General features: G+C 53.4%; 12 protein-coding genes. 10 read left to right on the forward strand and 2 right to left on the reverse strand.

What is annotated here, in order from left to right; translation table 11 throughout:
- Window positions 1–158 precede the first annotated feature (158 nt).
- Window positions 159–2,921, reverse strand: coding sequence for a two-component sensor histidine kinase BarA (barA, locus tag JBO43_RS22710; RefSeq protein WP_095283167.1), 2,763 nt, complete (start codon window positions 2,919–2,921; stop codon window positions 159–161).
- 57 nt (window positions 2,922–2,978) lie between these two features.
- Here barA and rlmD point away from each other — a divergent pair, with 57 nt between their 5' ends.
- From rlmD to eno, 7 genes are all read left to right on the forward strand, one after another.
- On the forward strand, window positions 2,979–4,277 hold the full coding sequence (gene rlmD / locus JBO43_RS22715) for a 23S rRNA (uracil(1939)-C(5))-methyltransferase RlmD (protein ID WP_202675158.1): 1,299 nt from the start codon (window positions 2,979–2,981) through the stop codon (window positions 4,275–4,277).
- 52 nt (window positions 4,278–4,329) lie between these two features.
- On the forward strand, window positions 4,330–6,561 hold the full coding sequence (gene relA / locus JBO43_RS22720; protein ID WP_095283164.1) for a GTP diphosphokinase: 2,232 nt from the start codon (window positions 4,330–4,332) through the stop codon (window positions 6,559–6,561).
- 161 nt (window positions 6,562–6,722) lie between these two features.
- Window positions 6,723–7,505, forward strand: coding sequence for a DUF4225 domain-containing protein (locus tag JBO43_RS22725; RefSeq protein ID WP_202675160.1), 783 nt, complete (start codon window positions 6,723–6,725; stop codon window positions 7,503–7,505).
- Window positions 7,506–7,507: 2 nt separating this feature from the next.
- Window positions 7,508–7,831, forward strand: a complete 324-nt coding sequence (locus JBO43_RS22730; protein WP_103949234.1) for a hypothetical protein — start codon at window positions 7,508–7,510, stop codon at window positions 7,829–7,831.
- A gap of 68 nt (window positions 7,832–7,899) precedes the next feature.
- A complete protein-coding gene (mazG, locus tag JBO43_RS22735; protein WP_202675161.1) occupies window positions 7,900–8,709 on the forward strand; it encodes a nucleoside triphosphate pyrophosphohydrolase in 810 nt (269 codons plus the stop codon).
- 224 nt (window positions 8,710–8,933) lie between these two features.
- Window positions 8,934–10,571 (forward strand): glutamine hydrolyzing CTP synthase, encoded by a 1,638-nt coding sequence (gene pyrG / locus JBO43_RS22740; protein WP_095283160.1) that lies wholly within the window; start codon window positions 8,934–8,936, stop codon window positions 10,569–10,571.
- A gap of 82 nt (window positions 10,572–10,653) precedes the next feature.
- The gene (gene eno / locus JBO43_RS22745; RefSeq protein ID WP_095283158.1) at window positions 10,654–11,949 is read left to right on the forward strand and encodes a phosphopyruvate hydratase; all 1,296 of its coding nucleotides are present in this window, start codon (window positions 10,654–10,656) and stop codon (window positions 11,947–11,949) included.
- A 59-nt stretch (window positions 11,950–12,008) separates the two neighbouring features.
- Here the strand turns inward: eno and JBO43_RS22750 are convergent, their stop codons facing one another.
- The gene (locus tag JBO43_RS22750; protein WP_103946570.1) at window positions 12,009–12,833 is read right to left on the reverse strand and encodes a MurR/RpiR family transcriptional regulator; all 825 of its coding nucleotides are present in this window, start codon (window positions 12,831–12,833) and stop codon (window positions 12,009–12,011) included.
- Between the two features lie 165 nt (window positions 12,834–12,998).
- Between JBO43_RS22750 and JBO43_RS22755 the strand changes: the two genes are divergently transcribed.
- From JBO43_RS22755 to queE, 3 genes are all read left to right on the forward strand, one after another.
- A complete protein-coding gene (locus JBO43_RS22755) occupies window positions 12,999–14,555 on the forward strand; it encodes a PTS transporter subunit EIIC (RefSeq protein WP_095283154.1) in 1,557 nt (518 codons plus the stop codon).
- Window positions 14,555–15,244 (forward strand): N-acetylmannosamine-6-phosphate 2-epimerase, encoded by a 690-nt coding sequence (locus JBO43_RS22760; RefSeq protein ID WP_095283152.1) that lies wholly within the window; start codon window positions 14,555–14,557, stop codon window positions 15,242–15,244. The genes JBO43_RS22755 and JBO43_RS22760 overlap by 1 nt, the downstream gene beginning before the upstream one ends.
- A 71-nt stretch (window positions 15,245–15,315) precedes the next feature.
- The gene (queE, locus tag JBO43_RS22765; protein WP_095283150.1) at window positions 15,316–15,987 is read left to right on the forward strand and encodes a 7-carboxy-7-deazaguanine synthase QueE; all 672 of its coding nucleotides are present in this window, start codon (window positions 15,316–15,318) and stop codon (window positions 15,985–15,987) included.
- Window positions 15,988–16,170: the final 183 nt, after the last annotated feature.

Raw genomic sequence — 16,170 nt, forward strand, 5'->3', positions numbered from 1 at the left:
GTGGTGGTACAGCACGAAAGTGGGGGTGATCGACCTGAAGAAAAAGTCGATCACCATGGGTAAAGGATGTTAAATAGTGTTCACCATGTCCCCGAACACCTGTCTACCATGTCCCCGGACCGTACAGGGAGAGGGCAGGGTGAGGGCACCACACCGCACTAATTAACCCCCAGCACCTTCCTCGCCTCACGTGTCACGTTGTCCATCTCATCCAGCAATTCCAGAAACTCCGGTTCCAGCTCGGATTCCGCCGTCCCTGAACGCAGCTGCTGTTCAAGCAAATGGCAGAGACTTTTCAGGCGCGGAACACCGCTGTAACTACAGCTGCCATGCAGTTTATGAATCGCTTCCAGCAGATCGTCCGGATGCTCACCCACCAACTGCTCTTCCACTTTATTACGGATTTCCGGCAGGAACGCGATCAGCATTTGCAGCATATCGCGCGCCAGATCGGTTTTTCCTGCGGCCTGGCGCAGCGCCAGCTGCCAGTCGAGTGTGGCATTCGGGTTGACGTTGATCTCTACGGGCTCTGGTGTTGCTGAAGACATTCCGCCAGAGAAGCCCGGTTTATAACGTAACAGCAGGCTGTGGAGTTTCTCTTCGTCGATCGGTTTCGCCAGGTAATCGTTCATCCCGGCACTCAGCAATTTTTCTTTCTGTCCGGCCATCGCGTGGGCTGTCACCGCAATCACTGGGGTATGTTGCTGATGCGGAAGCTGGCGAATCAGCTCACAGGCGCGGATGCCATCCATGCCTGGCATCTGGATATCCATCAAAATCAGATCGAACTGCATCTGCTTGGCATTTTCCACCGCCTGCGGACCGCTGTTGCACAGCTCCACGTGATGCACCTGATCTTCGAGCAATACGCCGATGAGCTTCAGGTTTGCCGGGTTATCGTCGACCGCCATCACGCTCATTGGCAGCTTGTGATCGTCACTGGTGACGGGGATCGCGTGGTGATTAATGCGGCAATATTCCGTCAGTGCGGGCAGCAGGCGCGTGGCGGTGAGTGGTTTTAACAGACAGGCGGCAGCACCGTCGTTTTTCAACTCTTCAGCGTTAAGCTGCGCGTGGCACGGCAGGGCCAAAAGCAGGTAATCGGTCATCGAGGCGGCCTTCGCCAGCCGCTCCTGCTGCATGGTCAGCTCGCCGGTGAATGTCACCGGGATCCCCATCAGCAAAATGTCGTAATGATCGACCGCCAGCGCCGAGAATGTCGGGCTGTAAATCACCTCTAGCGGCGTGGTGCTGAGGACGTCCAGCGTGCTTTGTGCCGCAGCGGTATTAGGCTCGACATAGGCCAGACGCTTGCCGCGCAGGCAATCGGTCACGGGACCGTCGGTCACCACATTCGGATTCAGATCGAGATTAATATGGAACCAGAAGGTGGAGCCGCGATTCGGCTGGCTGTGGAAGGAGATATCCCCGCCCATCTCTTTCACCAGTTTCTGGGTGATCACCAGCCCAAGGCCGGTCCCGCCGTGGCGCCGGGAAATACTGGCATCTGCCTGGCGGAATGCCTGGAACAAACGCGACTGATCGCGTTCGGGAATACCAATTCCGGTATCGCGGATCTGAACCTCGATCTGCACTTTGTTATTACTGATCGCCCGTCGTTCTACCAGCACATCAATGTTGCCGCTTTCGGTAAATTTGATCGCATTGCCCACCAGATTGGTGATCACCTGCTGCAGGCGCAGCGGATCGCCGATCACGTTATCCGGCACATCATTTTTAATGTTCAGCGTCAGCTCAAGACCTTTGTCGTGCGATGAATGGGCCAGCAGGGTGACCACTTCATCCATCGTGCTGCGCAGCGGGAACGGAATGCTTTCGAGGATCAGCTTGCCCGCTTCCAGTTTGGAGAAGTCCAGCACGTCGTTGATGATCGCCAGCAGATTATTGGCGGAACGTTCGATGGTGTGCAGGTGATCGCGCTGAGTTGGATTAAGTTCCGACTTGAGCGTCAGGCGCGTAAAGCCAATCACCCCGTTGAGCGGCGTTCGCAGCTCGTGGGACATGTTGGCGAGGAACTCAGATTTAATGCGCGCCGCTTCCTGAGCGCGTTTCTTCGCAAGGTCCAGCTCGACGTTCTGAATCTCCATCTGCTCTAAGGTTTCGCGCAGATCGGAGGTCGCCTGATCGACGTTATGCTGCATCTCTTCGTGATAGGCCGCCAGCGACATCGCCATCGAGTTAATGCCGTTTTTCAGCATATCCAGTTCGCCGAGCATAAAGCCTTCGACGCGGCTATCAAGTTGCCCGCGACGAATGCGGTCGACGGTATTCACCATATTGCGAATTGGGCTTGTCACATCACGCATCAATCGCCAGCCGAAAATGAGCGCAATGCCGATGCAGAACAGCATCATGACGGTAGAGATGAAGATTTCTTTGTACTGCTGTAAACGCACCGACTTGAGATCCAGCTCTAGCGCCACATATCCCAGAATATTATTACTGGCCTTGGCGTCGGCCTGAACCGATTCATCCGGTGAATAGCTTTCCGAGATGATGGGCGTACGCAGAATCATGATATCGCCGCGCCTCAGCACGCTCAAATGGCGTGGGAAGGGCGTGCCGTCCGGGATTTTAAGCTCGCTCGGGTCGAGATGAAAATTCGAGGTCACGAACAGATGGTTGTTCTCGTCATAGACCGAAATGGCGCGCACGATTTCTGAATGTCGGCGGTGCAGCACGCTAATTAACTGGCCGAGTGAATCACGGTTTTGCAGGTTCATCCCGTATTCGCTGGAGACGGCCAGCGGTTCGATGATGCTGGCTCCCGCATCTTCCAGTTGACGCTGCAAGTCGTTGTAACGATGCACAACAAAGAAGATGCTCAGCAGCAAACCGATTAACACGGTCGGGGCGAGAATCAAAATCATCATGCGCGCGCGCAGGCTGTAGTTGGTCATGGAGTTCCGTTATGGGACAATTAGGGTCATTATGTTTATTTGAGAAAAATCTCGGCGATGGCGCAATTCTACTCTGCAAAGCGACGCGTGACGACGCGTCAGATCATAACTGTTGATGTGACAGACCTTGACCCGTTCGGCCAGGGCGTTGCGCGTCATCAAGGCAAGACCGTGTTTATCCCCGGATTATTACCCACCGAGCGTGCTGAAGTCACCCTGACGGAAGACAAGAGCAAGTATGCGCGCGCCAGGGTGAAGCGTCGCCTTAATGATAGCGCGGAACGCACCGCGCCTCGCTGCCCGCATTTTGGCGTCTGCGGCGGCTGCCAGCAGCAGCATGCCAGCGTTGCTCTGCAACAGCGCAGCAAAAGCACCGCGCTGGCACGCCTCATCAAGCACGACGTAAACGAAATTATCTCAGGCGAGCCGTGGGGATATCGCCGCCGGGCGCGTCTGAGCCTTAACTTCCAGCCAAAAACGCAAAAGCTGGAAATGGGTTTTCGCAAAAGTAGCGCCACTGATATTGTCGATGTGAAACAATGCCCTGTTTTGGTGCCCCGTCTTGAAGCATTGCTCCCGCATTTGCGCAACTGCCTTTCTGAATTGCAAGGCGTGCGCTCGCTCGGACACGTGGAACTGGTGCTGGCCGACAACGCTCCGCTGATGGTGCTGCGTCACACTGCGCCACTTTCTGCCAAAGACCGCGAAAAACTGGAACGCTTTTCGCATTCTCACGAGCTGGCGCTTTTTCTCGCGCCGCAAAGCGAGATACTTGAGCAGGTTATGGGTGACGCTCCCTGGTATGTGTCGGACGGGCTACGCTTAACGTTCAGCCCGCGCGACTTCATTCAGGTAAATGACGGCGTGAACCAGCAGATGGTTGCCACCGCCGTTGAGTGGCTGGATGTTCAGCCTGGCGATCGAGTGCTCGATCTGTTCTGCGGAATGGGGAATTTCACCCTTCCACTGGCAAAACGGGCGGCAAGCGTTGTCGGCGTTGAAGGCGTCGAGGCTCTGGTGGCAAAAGGGCAGGAAAATGCGCAGCGCAATGCGTTGCACAATGTGACATTTTTTCATGAAAATCTGGAAGAGGATGTCACTTTGCAGCCGTGGGCAAAGCACGGTTTCGATAAAATTCTGCTCGACCCGGCACGCGCCGGTGCGCCAGGCGTAATGCAGCATATAATTAAACTCGCGCCAAAACGCGTGGTCTATGTTTCCTGTAACCCGGCCACGCTCGCCCGCGACAGTGAGGCATTATTGAGCGCGGGTTACCAAATTCAGCGTCTGGCAATGCTGGACATGTTCCCGCACACTGGGCATCTGGAATCGATGGTGTTGTTCGCGAAAATCTGATGAATTTCGGCTTGTCGAATTCGACAGGCCCTGGTCCCTAAAGGAGAGGACGATGGTTGCGGTAAGAAGTGCACATCTCAATAAAGCTGGTGAATTTGACCCACAAAAATGGATCGCAAGTCTGGGGATTTCCAGCCAGCAGTCGTGTGAACGCTTAACCGAAACCTGGGCCTATTGTCTGCGAACGACCAAGGGACATGCCGACGCCGAACTGCTGTTATGGCGCGGCATTGAGATGGTCGAAATCCTCTCTATGCTCAACATGGATCTCGAAACGCTGCAGGCCGCGCTGCTCTTCCCCCTGGCAGACGCCGAAGTGGTGAGCGAAGACGTGCTGCGCGAAAGCGTCGGCAATCCCGTCGTGGTGTTGATCCACGGCGTGCGCGACATGGCTGCCATTCGCCAGTTGAAAGCGGCCCAGACGGATTCCGTCTCCTCCGAACAGGTCGATAACGTCCGCCGTATGCTGCTGGCAATGGTGGACGATTTCCGCTGCGTGGTGATTAAACTCGCCGAACGTATTGCACACCTGCGTGAAGTGAAAGACGCGCCGGAAGATGAACGCGTGCTGGCGGCGAAAGAGTGTACCAATATCTACGCGCCTCTCGCGAACCGCTTAGGTATCGGCCAGCTGAAATGGGAGCTGGAAGATTACTGCTTCCGCTATTTGCATCCGGCGGAATACAAGCGAATCGCTAAACTGCTGCACGAGCGTCGTATCGATCGTGAGCATTACATCGATGAGTTCGTCGGCGGCCTGCGCCAGTCGATGAAAGAAGAGAACGTGCGGGCTGAAGTCTATGGTCGTCCGAAGCACATCTACAGCATCTGGCGCAAAATGCAGAAAAAGCATCTCGCTTTTGACGAACTGTTCGACGTGCGTGCGGTGCGCATCGTCGCTGACCGCCTGCAGGACTGCTACGCCGCGCTGGGGATAGTGCATACTCACTTCCGCCATTTGCCGGATGAGTTCGACGACTACGTGGCGAACCCGAAACCGAACGGTTATCAGTCAATCCACACCGTGGTGCTCGGCCCCGGCGGTAAAACCGTTGAGATTCAGATCCGTACCAAACAGATGCACGAAGATGCTGAACTCGGCGTCGCGGCGCACTGGAAATACAAAGAAGGCCCATCGAGCGGTACGCGCACCGGCCACGAAGATCGCATTGCGTGGCTGCGTAAGCTGATTGCGTGGCAGGAAGAGATGGCCGATTCCGGCGAAATGCTCGACGAAGTGCGCAGCCAGGTCTTTGACGACCGTGTCTACGTCTTTACGCCAAAAGGTGACGTTGTGGACCTGCCAGCAGGTTCAACGCCGCTCGATTTCGCCTACCACATCCACAGTGACGTGGGGCATCGTTGCATCGGGGCGAAGATCGGCGGGCGCATCGTGCCGTTTACCTATCAGCTGCAGATGGGCGATCAGATTGAAATCATCACCCAGAAACAGCCGAACCCGAGCCGCGACTGGCTGAATCCGAACCTGGGCTATGTCACCACCAGCCGTGGACGATCCAAAATTCACGCGTGGTTCCGTAAGCAAGACCGGGACAAAAACATTCTGGCGGGCCGGCAGATCCTTGATGATGAACTTGAGCATTTAGGTATCAGCATCAAAGAGGCGGAAAAACACCTGCTGCCGCGCTACAACTTTAACGAACTGGATGAGCTGCTGGCGGCCATTGGCGGCGGAGATATTCGCCTTAACCAGATGGTGAACTTCCTGCAATCGCAGTTCAATAAACCGAGCGCAGCGGAGCAGGATGCAGCGGCGCTGAAGCAGCTTCAGCAGAAAACCCATGCCCCACAGCATCGCAGCAAAGACAATGGTCGGGTGGTAGTTGAGGGCGTCGGTAATCTGATGCACCACATCGCCCGCTGCTGCCAGCCGATCCCGGGGGATGATATCGTTGGTTTTATCACCCAAGGGCGCGGAATTTCTATTCACCGTTCCGACTGCGATCAGTTGGCCGAGCTGCAATCCCACGCGCCAGAACGCATTGTCGACGCGGTCTGGGGTGAAAGTTACTCTGCGGGCTACTCGCTGGTGGTGCGCGTCACCGCCAACGATCGCAGCGGCCTGCTGCGCGATATCACCACTATTCTTGCGAACGAGAAGGTCAATGTCCTTGGCGTTGCCAGTCGCAGCGATACCCGCGAGCAGCTTGCGACCATCGATATGACCATTGAAATCTACAACCTGCAGGTGCTGGGCCGCGTGCTTGGTAAGCTGAACCAGGTGCCGGACGTGATTGACGCGCGTCGTCTGCACGGCGGGTAATAACTCGGAGGCCACTGAATTTCTCGGTGGCCTCTTTGCTATAGCGGGCACATTTCCGAATTCTTATCTGATCGCTCAATTTTATGTTTTTACGCAGTAAACTCTCTCCGATATTTATGTTTAGACAGTTTAAATGTGAATTAACCGCAGCGGAGGCACTAATGTTTTATGGATCAAAGGAAGAATTTGAAATTCAGAAAGATGAGTTTATGACTGTCGCACAGCGTTTGTGGATGACAGAACCTTCTTACTTTAAGCAATCAGACTATTTTAGCAGAATAATTGACGTGGTCAGGCAGGTCGAAACTGAAATTCAAATGAGTTGCTTGTCATGGTTGGGAGGAGAGGAAATATTAAAGTATAAAACGGCTGTTCTTAACTATCAGCGCTCGGTGATAATGAATAATAAAATTTATTCACGCTGGATGGCTGAACAAGAGTACAAAAACAAACGAGCTGCAGAGTTATATAACCTCTACACCAAAATAATAGGATTCTTATCAGGTATAGGCCAGGTTACTACCGGCGTGGGGCTATGTGTATCAACCGGGGGAAGTGCAACGGTACCTGGGTCTGCAATGATTCTGCAAGGTCTGAACAATATCTATGAGAACGGTTATTATCTTGCCGTTTATGAAGAAGCCTCAGGGCCACTCAGAGAAGCATACCATTACGCGGCATCTAAGGCTGGTTATGGTGGGAAACAAGGGGATATTGCTTACGGTACAATAGACCTTGTGCTATCGGGATATGGTATGGCCAGAAGAATTCCCACGCCGAGAGAAAGGTCATGGAATCTCTTCGGCATTAGATTGCATCAGACAGACTATGTCAAAGGCGTGAGTGACATGACTAAACCTCTTTTTATGCTTGAAATCATCAGCGATGAAGTGACTGTTTTATCATTGATGCCCACTTATAATGAAACTGACTTGAGGCACTAAGTATGGAGCAGGATATTATTTTCTCTTCAAGACCATGGCTTCCAGTCATTTTATATTATTTGACGGGGGTTATTTTTCTCATTGGCTGTTATTTGTTGTATCGCTTGATCAAGATTCATTCAAGCATATCCTCTCGATTTTTATTAATTATTTTTACAACGTTGTGCTGTGCTGCTCACATTATCACGGGATACTACGATGCGGTGGGCTATCACGGTTATGGTCATAGCCTACTGCGGGCGTACGATATAGCAGATTACGAAACGATCCGTTACGGTGTTATTTTATTCGTCACTCTGAATGGGCTATTAATCTGTCGGGTATAACAATAGAGGATGGCAGTCATCCGGCGACAGGTTATCATGAGCCAAAGTGAAGATGATAAAGAGGCCGTATGACTGTCACGAACCATAAAACTCAACTCGACCGCCTGCTCGGCATCATGAAACGTCTGCGCGACCCGGAAAACGGCTGTCCGTGGGACAAAGAGCAGACCTTCGCCACCATCGCACCGTACACCCTCGAAGAGACCTACGAAGTACTGGACGCTATCTCGCGCGAAGATTATGACGATCTGCGCGGTGAACTGGGCGATCTGCTGTTCCAGGTGGTCTTTTATGCGCAGATGGCGCAGGAAGAGGGGCGCTTTGATTTCAATGATATTTGTGCTGCCATTAGCGACAAACTGGAGCGTCGCCATCCGCATATTTTTGGCGACGCCACTGCGGGAAACAGCGAAGAAGTGCTGGTTCGCTGGGAGCAAATTAAAAGTGCTGAACGTGCTGAAAAGTCCCAACATTCGGCACTGGATGATATTCCGCTGAGCCTCCCGTCACTGATGCGTGCGCATAAAATCCAGAAGCGTTGTTCTGCCGTGGGCTTTGACTGGACCTCACTTGGCCCGGTGCTCGACAAAGTCTACGAAGAGATCGACGAAGTGATGGATGAAGCCAAACAAGCGGTGATTGATGAAGCCCGGCTGGAAGAGGAGATGGGCGATCTGCTGTTTGCGACGGTCAATCTTTCCCGTCATTTGGGGGTAAAAGCCGAAACCGCGCTGCAAAAAGCCAACCTCAAATTCGAACGTCGCTTCCGCGAAGTCGAGCGCATTGTTGCGGCGCGCGGCCTGGAAATGACCGGCGTTGACCTCGATTTGATGGAAGAAGTGTGGCAGGAAGTAAAACGCCAGGAACATGATCTCTAACGGATTTTTGCGATCAAGCGCAATTTGTGTGATTTTTTAAATGACAAGCGCTTGATTTGCGTCAAAAACATTTACCCAAAAGGGGCTATTTTCTCACTCCCTATGTTTGTCAAAGCCTGAGACAGGAGACGGAGAATGAAAGTTTGTGGCGCTCGCCGTGTTCGGGTATACTACTTTCCCGTCTTGGTTATTCCATCGTTCCAACCTAACTTCTCAGGTTCAGCATGACAACGAACTATATTTTTGTGACCGGCGGGGTTGTATCCTCTCTGGGTAAAGGCATTGCCGCAGCCTCTCTCGCGGCCATTCTTGAAGCCCGTGGCCTCAATGTGACTATGATGAAACTGGATCCGTACATCAACGTCGATCCAGGCACCATGAGCCCAATCCAGCACGGCGAAGTGTTCGTTACTGAAGACGGCGCTGAAACCGATTTGGACTTAGGTCACTACGAGCGCTTCATTCGTACCAAAATGAGTCGCCGCAACAACTTCACTACGGGTCGTATCTACTCCGACGTTCTGCGTAAAGAACGCCGTGGCGACTACTTAGGCGCAACCGTTCAGGTTATCCCGCACATCACCAACGCTATCAAAGAGCGCATCATCGCAGGTGGCGAAGGCCACGACGTTGTGCTGGTTGAAATTGGCGGTACGGTCGGTGATATCGAATCTCTGCCATTCCTGGAAGCGATTCGTCAGTTGGCGGTTGATATCGGTCGTGAACACGCGCTGTTCATGCACCTGACGCTGGTGCCATACATGGCCGCTGCTGGTGAAGTGAAAACTAAACCGACTCAGCACTCCGTTAAAGAACTGCTTTCTATCGGTATCCAGCCGGATATCCTGATTTGCCGCTCCGATCGTGCCGTTCCGGCCAACGAGCGCGCGAAAATTGCATTGTTCTGTAACGTTGCTGAAAAGGCTGTGATTTCTCTGAAAGACGTCGATTCCATTTATAAAATCCCGGGCCTGTTGAAATCACAGGGTCTGGACGATTATATTTGTAAACGATTCAGCTTGAACTGTCCGGAAGCTAATCTGTCAGAATGGGAACAGGTTATCTATGAAGAAGCGAATCCGGCAGGCGAAGTGACTATCGGTATGGTTGGCAAGTATATTGAACTGCCAGATGCCTATAAGTCAGTTATTGAAGCGCTGAAACACGGTGGTTTGAAGAACCGCGTAACGGTTAACATCAAGCTGATTGATTCGCAGGATGTTGAAACGCGCGGTGTCGAAATTCTGAAAGATCTGGATGCTATTCTGATCCCTGGCGGCTTCGGCTACCGTGGTGTTGAAGGCAAGATCGCTACCGCACGCTTTGCGCGTGAGAACAATATTCCTTACCTCGGCATTTGCCTGGGTATGCAGGTTGCGTTGATCGAGTTCGCTCGTAACGTAGTCGGGATGGAAAACGCGAACTCTACGGAATTTGTGCCAGACTGTAAGTACCCTGTTGTGGCGCTTATCACAGAATGGCGCGATGAAGACGGCAACGTTGAAGTCCGTACTGAGAAGAGCGATCTGGGTGGCACGATGCGTCTTGGCGCTCAGGCTTGCCAGGTATCTGATGACAGTCTGGTTCGCAAGATGTACGGTGCGCCAACTATCACCGAACGCCATCGTCACCGCTACGAAGTCAACAACATGCTGTTGAAACAAATTGAAGCTGCGGGTCTGCGTATTGCGGGCCGTTCCGGGGATGATCAGTTAGTCGAGATCATTGAAGTGCCAAACCATCCGTGGTTCGTCGCTTGTCAATTCCACCCGGAATTTACTTCTACGCCGCGTGACGGACATCCGCTGTTTGCAGGCTTTGTGAAAGCCGCTAGCGAATATCAGAAGCGTCAGGCGAAGTAAAAAAAGTTAGAACGGCAACGCGTACCTCAGGTACGCGTTGTTTGTCTGGAGTTTTAGTTTAACTTGTACTGAGGAAAATCTAATGTCCAAAATCGTTAAAGTCATCGGTCGTGAAATCATCGACTCCCGTGGTAACCCGACCGTTGAAGCCGAAGTTCACCTGGAAGGTGGTTTCGTTGGTATGGCTGCAGCTCCATCAGGTGCTTCAACTGGTTCCCGCGAAGCGCTGGAACTGCGCGATGGCGACAAATCCCGTTTCCTGGGTAAAGGCGTAACCAAAGCTGTTGGTGCGGTTAACGGTCCTATCGCTCAGGCACTCCTTGGCAAAGACGCCAAAGACCAGGCTGGCATCGATAAAATCATGATCGACCTGGACGGTACTGAAAACAAATCTAACTTCGGTGCGAACGCAATCCTGGCTGTGTCTCTGGCAAACGCCAAAGCTGCTGCTGCTTCTAAAGGTCAGCCGCTGTATGAGCACATCGCTGAACTGAACGGCACTCCAGGTAAATACTCTATGCCGGTTCCAATGATGAACATCATCAACGGTGGCGAGCACGCGGATAACAACGTTGATATCCAGGAGTTCATGATTCAGCCTGTTGGCGCGAAAACTCTGAAAGAAGCCATCCGTATGGGTTCTGAAGTGTTCCACACCCTGGCTAAAGTTCTGAAATCTAAAGGCATGGGTACTGCTGTTGGTGACGAAGGTGGCTACGCGCCTAACCTGGGTTCTAACGCAGAAGCTCTGGCTGTTATCGCTGAAGCGGTAAAAGCAGCAGGTTACGAGCTGGGTAAAGACATCACCCTGGCGATGGACTGTGCAGCATCTGAATTCTACAAAGACGGTAAATACGTTCTGGCTGGCGAAGGCAACAAAGCATTCTCCTCCGAAGAATTTACTCACTTCCTGGAAGAACTGACCAAACAGTACCCAATCGTCTCTATCGAAGACGGTCTGGACGAATCTGACTGGGATGGTTTCGCATACCAGACTAAAGTTCTGGGCGACAAAATCCAGCTGGTTGGTGACGATCTGTTCGTAACCAACACCAAGATCCTGAAAGAAGGTATCGAGAAAGGCATCGTTAACTCCATCCTGATCAAATTCAACCAGATCGGTTCTCTGACCGAAACTCTGGCTGCGATCAAAATGGCGAAAGACGCTGGCTACACTGCCGTTATCTCTCACCGTTCAGGCGAAACTGAAGACGCTACCATTGCTGACCTGGCTGTTGGTACCGCTGCAGGCCAGATCAAAACCGGTTCTATGAGCCGTTCTGATCGCGTAGCTAAATACAACCAGCTGATTCGTATCGAAGAAGCACTGGGCGAAAAAGCTCCGTACAACGGTCGTAAAGAGATCAAAGGTCAGTAATCTACTGAGCTTTCACTCTTAAGAAAAAACCCGCTTCGGCGGGTTTTTTTATGGCTGATTTACAGCAGTAAGGGAAGGGTGGCGCTCGCCGTTTGTTGGCTGATATCGCCGTAGCGATCGTCGAGCGTAATCAGCGACGTCGCAAGCAACTCCACCAGCAGCATTACGCCCACTTTGGCATTCAATGCCCCCGCGCTCAGCGGCCCTTCGGGTTTTGCTGCCACCAGCAACATATCGCTAATCGACGCCAGCGGGCTGCGCGGCGTGTTACTCAGCGCCAGCACCTTCGCACCGCGCTTACGTGCCAGCTTCACCACGTGCAGCAGATCGCGCGTCGAGCCGGAACTCGAAATGGCCACAATCAGATCGTCCGGGTTTAGAGTCGTGGCGTTCATCGACGCCCGATGCATATCGCTGAATAACTGAGCTGGTTTCCCCAGACGCAGCAGTTTGTAATGCAGATATTCACCTATGATGGCGCTGGCCGCGACACCATAAATATAGACCGAGCGCGACTGATGCAGCGCTTGCGCCGCTTTTAGCAGCATATCCCTGTCGAGCAGTTGCGAAGTGTCGCGCAACGCCTGCACTGACTCCTCAACCACCTCATCAATCTCATCACCTTTTCGGCTCGGCGCCTGTATCCGCTGAACGTCCAGCGCCAGCGCCATTTTGAATTCCGTATATCCCTTACACCCCAGCGCGCGGCACAGGCGCGTCACGCTCGCTTCACTGGTGTCACTTTCACGCGCCAGCTCGGTGATCGTCAGATACAGCACTTTTGCAGGATCGTTTAATACGAACTCGCCCAGTTTTTGCTGAGTAGGGCTGTATCCGGAGACGCCCTGGCGCAGCCGTAGCAGCAGATTTTCATTTTCTGACATGCAAGATCCTTAATGCGTTTCTCTGCGGCTAGTGTGGCGGAAAGTGGGGCCGAGATGCCAGTCATTTTAAAAAAGTATGATCATCCTCCAGGTTATTGGTGATAATTTTCAGTTTATGTATTTTATGTGGTAAAAATTTTCATCATTAACAGGGGAAATGAAAATATGATGCAAATGTTCAGTGGCGCCTCCTCCGGGGCATGGTTTGAAAAGGCGCAGCGGTTCGGTAAATCGTTCATGCTGCCGATAGCTGTATTACCCGCGGCGGGTCTGCTACTGGGGATTGGCGGAGCGTTATCCAACCCGAATACGCTAACCGCGTACCCGTTCCTGGATGTCGGCTGGCTTCAGGCCATATTTACGATTATGAGCAGCGCCGGGTCGATTGTGTTTGCCAACCTTTCTGTGCTGTTTGCCGTTGGGGTGGCCGTTGGGCTGGCGAAAACGGATAAAGGCACCGCCGGGCTTGCGGCACTGCTCGCCTTTCTGGTGATGAATGCCACCATCAATGCGCTTTTGATCCTCACCGGCACGCTGGCGCATGAAAACCCGGGCGCGGTCGGTCAGGGGATGACGCTCGGTATCCAGACCCTTGAAACCGGCGTGTTCGGCGGCGTGGTGATTGGTCTCGTGACCTGCACATTGCATCATCGCTTCAACAAAATCGCGTTGCCGCAGTTCCTCGGTTTCTTCGGCGGCTCGCGCTTTGTGCCGATTATCAGCTCGCTGGCGGCGATTGTGGTCGGTGCGTTGATGACGGTTATCTGGCCGCATTTCCAGAAAATGATTTTTGGGCTTGGCGGGCTGGTGGATGCGACCGGCTATCTCGGCACGTTCTTATACGGTTTTATCCTGCGTATGCTCGGCCCGTTTGGTCTGCACCATATCTTCTATCTGCCATTCTGGACCACGGCGCTGGGCGGAAGTGAAATCGTTAATGGCCAACTGGTCGAAGGTACGCAGCGAATCTTCTTCGCGCAGCTTGCCGATCCGAATACCCAGCAATTTTACATCGGCACTTCGCGCTTCATGTCCGGGCGCTTTATCACCATGATGTTCGGTCTGCTGGGTGCGTGTCTGGCGATGTACCACACGGCGAAACCGGAGAATAAAAAGCGCGTCGCAGGCCTGCTGCTCTCGGCGGCGCTGACCTCATTCCTGACTGGGATAACCGAGCCGATTGAGTTCTCATTCCTGTTCGTTGCCCCGGTTTTATACGTCATCCATGCCTTCTTCGATGGGCTGGCGTTCATGATCGCCCATATTCTGCACATCACCATCGGCCAGACCTTCTCAGGTGGTTTCATCGATTTCATCCTGTTTGGCGTCCTTCAGGGCGAAGCCAAAACCCACTGGATGTACGTCCCGCTGGTCGGCATTCCGTGGTTCTTCCTCTACTACTTCACCTTCCGTTTCCTGATTAACCGCTTTGGTTTTGCCACGCCGGGTCGCGAGAAAGAGGCGGTTGTCGAAAGCACGCTGCCACAGAGCGAACGCGCGGCGGCGGTGATTGCGGGATTAGGCGGTAGAGAAAATCTGGAAGAGGTGGACTGCTGCGCCACGCGACTGCGCGTGACCGTAAAAGACGGTAGCAAAGTTGACGAAGCGGCACTGAAAGCGACCGGCGCACGTGGCGTCATCGTCCGAGGGAACGGGGTTCAGGTCATTTATGGCCCGCACGTCACCATCATTAAAAACGAAGTCGAAGAGAGTTTAGCGTAATGAAAACGGTACTGGATGTTTTGAAAGGCAAATTGATCGTCTCCTGTCAGGCGCTGGAAAACGAACCGCTGCACAGTTCATTTATCATGTCGCGCATGGCGCTGGCGGCGGCGCAGGGCGGGGCGGTTGCCATTCGCGCCAACAGCGTGGTGGATATTGCCGCCATCAAAGAGACTGTCTCGTTACCGGTGATTGGCATCATCAAACGTGATTATGCGGACAGCGAGGTGTTTATCACCGCCACGATGAAGGAGGTCGACGAGCTGATGGCGGTGACGCCGGAAATCATTGCCCTCGACGCTACCGCCCGCCCGCGTCCGAACGGCGAAACGCTGGCCGCGCTGGTGGAAAAAATCCGCGCGCGCTATCCGTCTCTGCTGTTGATGGCGGATATCGCAACCGTCGCGGAGGCTAAAACCGCGCAGGATCTCGGATTTGACTGCGTTGGCACCACGCTTCACGGCTATACGGCGAATACGACAGGCTGTCTGTTGCGTGAAAATGATTGTGGATTCTTACGCGACGTACTGGCGGCAGTGACGATTCCGGTCGTCGCGGAAGGCAACGTCGACACGCCAGAACTGGCCGCGCGCTGCCTGGAATTAGGCGCGCATACGGTGGTGGTGGGCGGCGCAATTACGCGTCCACAGCAAATAACGGCCCGCTTTGTGGCGGCAATAGGGGCGTAAAGCACCGATCGGGCATGATACTTAAGCGGGGATCTGCGATACTTAACGTTTATCCCCAAACTGAGATGACTATGCAGTACCCGATTAACGAGATGTTCCAGACCCTGCAAGGCGAGGGTTACTTCACTGGCGTTCCTGCTATTTTTATTCGATTACAGGGATGCCCGGTTGGCTGTGCCTGGTGTGATACCAAACATACGTGGGATAAACTCGCAGATCGGGAAGTGTCGCTGTTTAGCATTCTGGCCAAAACCAAAGAGAGTGACAAATGGGGTGCCGGGAGTGCGGAAGACCTGCTGGCGATCATCGGTCGTCAGGGCTGGACCGCCCGCCATGTGGTGATCACCGGGGGTGAACCCTGCATTCACGACTTAACCTCGCTCACGGAGCTGCTGGAAAAGAACGGCTACAGCTGCCAGATTGAAACCAGCGGCACCCACGAAGTGCGCTGCTCGCACTCCACCTGGGTCACCGTGTCACCAAAAGTGAACATGCGCGGCGGGTATGATGTGCTGTCGCAGGCGCTGGAACGTGCGGATGAGATCAAACATCCGGTGGGCCGCGTGCGTGATATTGAAGCACTTGATGAACTGCTGGCGACACTGACGGACGAAAAGCAGCGCATCATTGCCCTGCAGCCCATCAGCCAGAAAGACGACGCCACGCGTCTGTGCATTGAAACCTGTATCGCCCGCAACTGGCGTCTGTCGATGCAGACGCACAAGTATCTGAATATAGCCTGAGGTAAAAGCAAAACAGCAACGCAAGTTGCTGTTTTTAGTGTTTTCTCCCTCTCCCCGTGGGTGTACGGTCCGGGCACATCATGAACACTTGTTCGGGGACATGGTAGACACTTACAACTAAGGCATACGAACCCGTTTTTGGAGTCGCTTATGCCCTGGGATGCGAGAGATATCATGTCATTA

It is taken from the genome of Lelliottia jeotgali (genome assembly GCF_016771845.1).
Taxonomy (GTDB): Bacteria; Pseudomonadota; Gammaproteobacteria; order Enterobacterales; family Enterobacteriaceae; genus Enterobacter; species Enterobacter jeotgali.

Excerpts from the sequence above, each read along its gene's own strand:
- JBO43_RS22730 (WP_103949234.1), top strand. The coding sequence starts at position 7,508 with ATGGAGCAGGATATTATTTTCTCTTCAAGACCATGGCTTCCAGTCATT.
- queE (WP_095283150.1), top strand. The coding sequence starts at position 15,316 with ATGCAGTACCCGATTAACGAGATGTTCCAGACCCTGCAAGGCGAGGGT.
- barA (WP_095283167.1), bottom strand. The coding sequence starts at position 2,921 with ATGACCAACTACAGCCTGCGCGCGCGCATGATGATTTTGATTCTCGCC.
- eno (WP_095283158.1), top strand. The coding sequence starts at position 10,654 with ATGTCCAAAATCGTTAAAGTCATCGGTCGTGAAATCATCGACTCCCGT.
- JBO43_RS22755 (WP_095283154.1), top strand. The coding sequence starts at position 12,999 with ATGATGCAAATGTTCAGTGGCGCCTCCTCCGGGGCATGGTTTGAAAAG.
- relA (WP_095283164.1), top strand. The coding sequence starts at position 4,330 with ATGGTTGCGGTAAGAAGTGCACATCTCAATAAAGCTGGTGAATTTGAC.
- mazG (WP_202675161.1), top strand. The coding sequence starts at position 7,900 with ATGACTGTCACGAACCATAAAACTCAACTCGACCGCCTGCTCGGCATC.
- JBO43_RS22750 (WP_103946570.1), bottom strand. The coding sequence starts at position 12,833 with ATGTCAGAAAATGAAAATCTGCTGCTACGGCTGCGCCAGGGCGTCTCC.
- JBO43_RS22760 (WP_095283152.1), top strand. The coding sequence starts at position 14,555 with ATGAAAACGGTACTGGATGTTTTGAAAGGCAAATTGATCGTCTCCTGT.
- pyrG (WP_095283160.1), top strand. The coding sequence starts at position 8,934 with ATGACAACGAACTATATTTTTGTGACCGGCGGGGTTGTATCCTCTCTG.
- JBO43_RS22725 (WP_202675160.1), top strand. The coding sequence starts at position 6,723 with ATGTTTTATGGATCAAAGGAAGAATTTGAAATTCAGAAAGATGAGTTT.
- rlmD (WP_202675158.1), top strand. The coding sequence starts at position 2,979 with ATGGCGCAATTCTACTCTGCAAAGCGACGCGTGACGACGCGTCAGATC.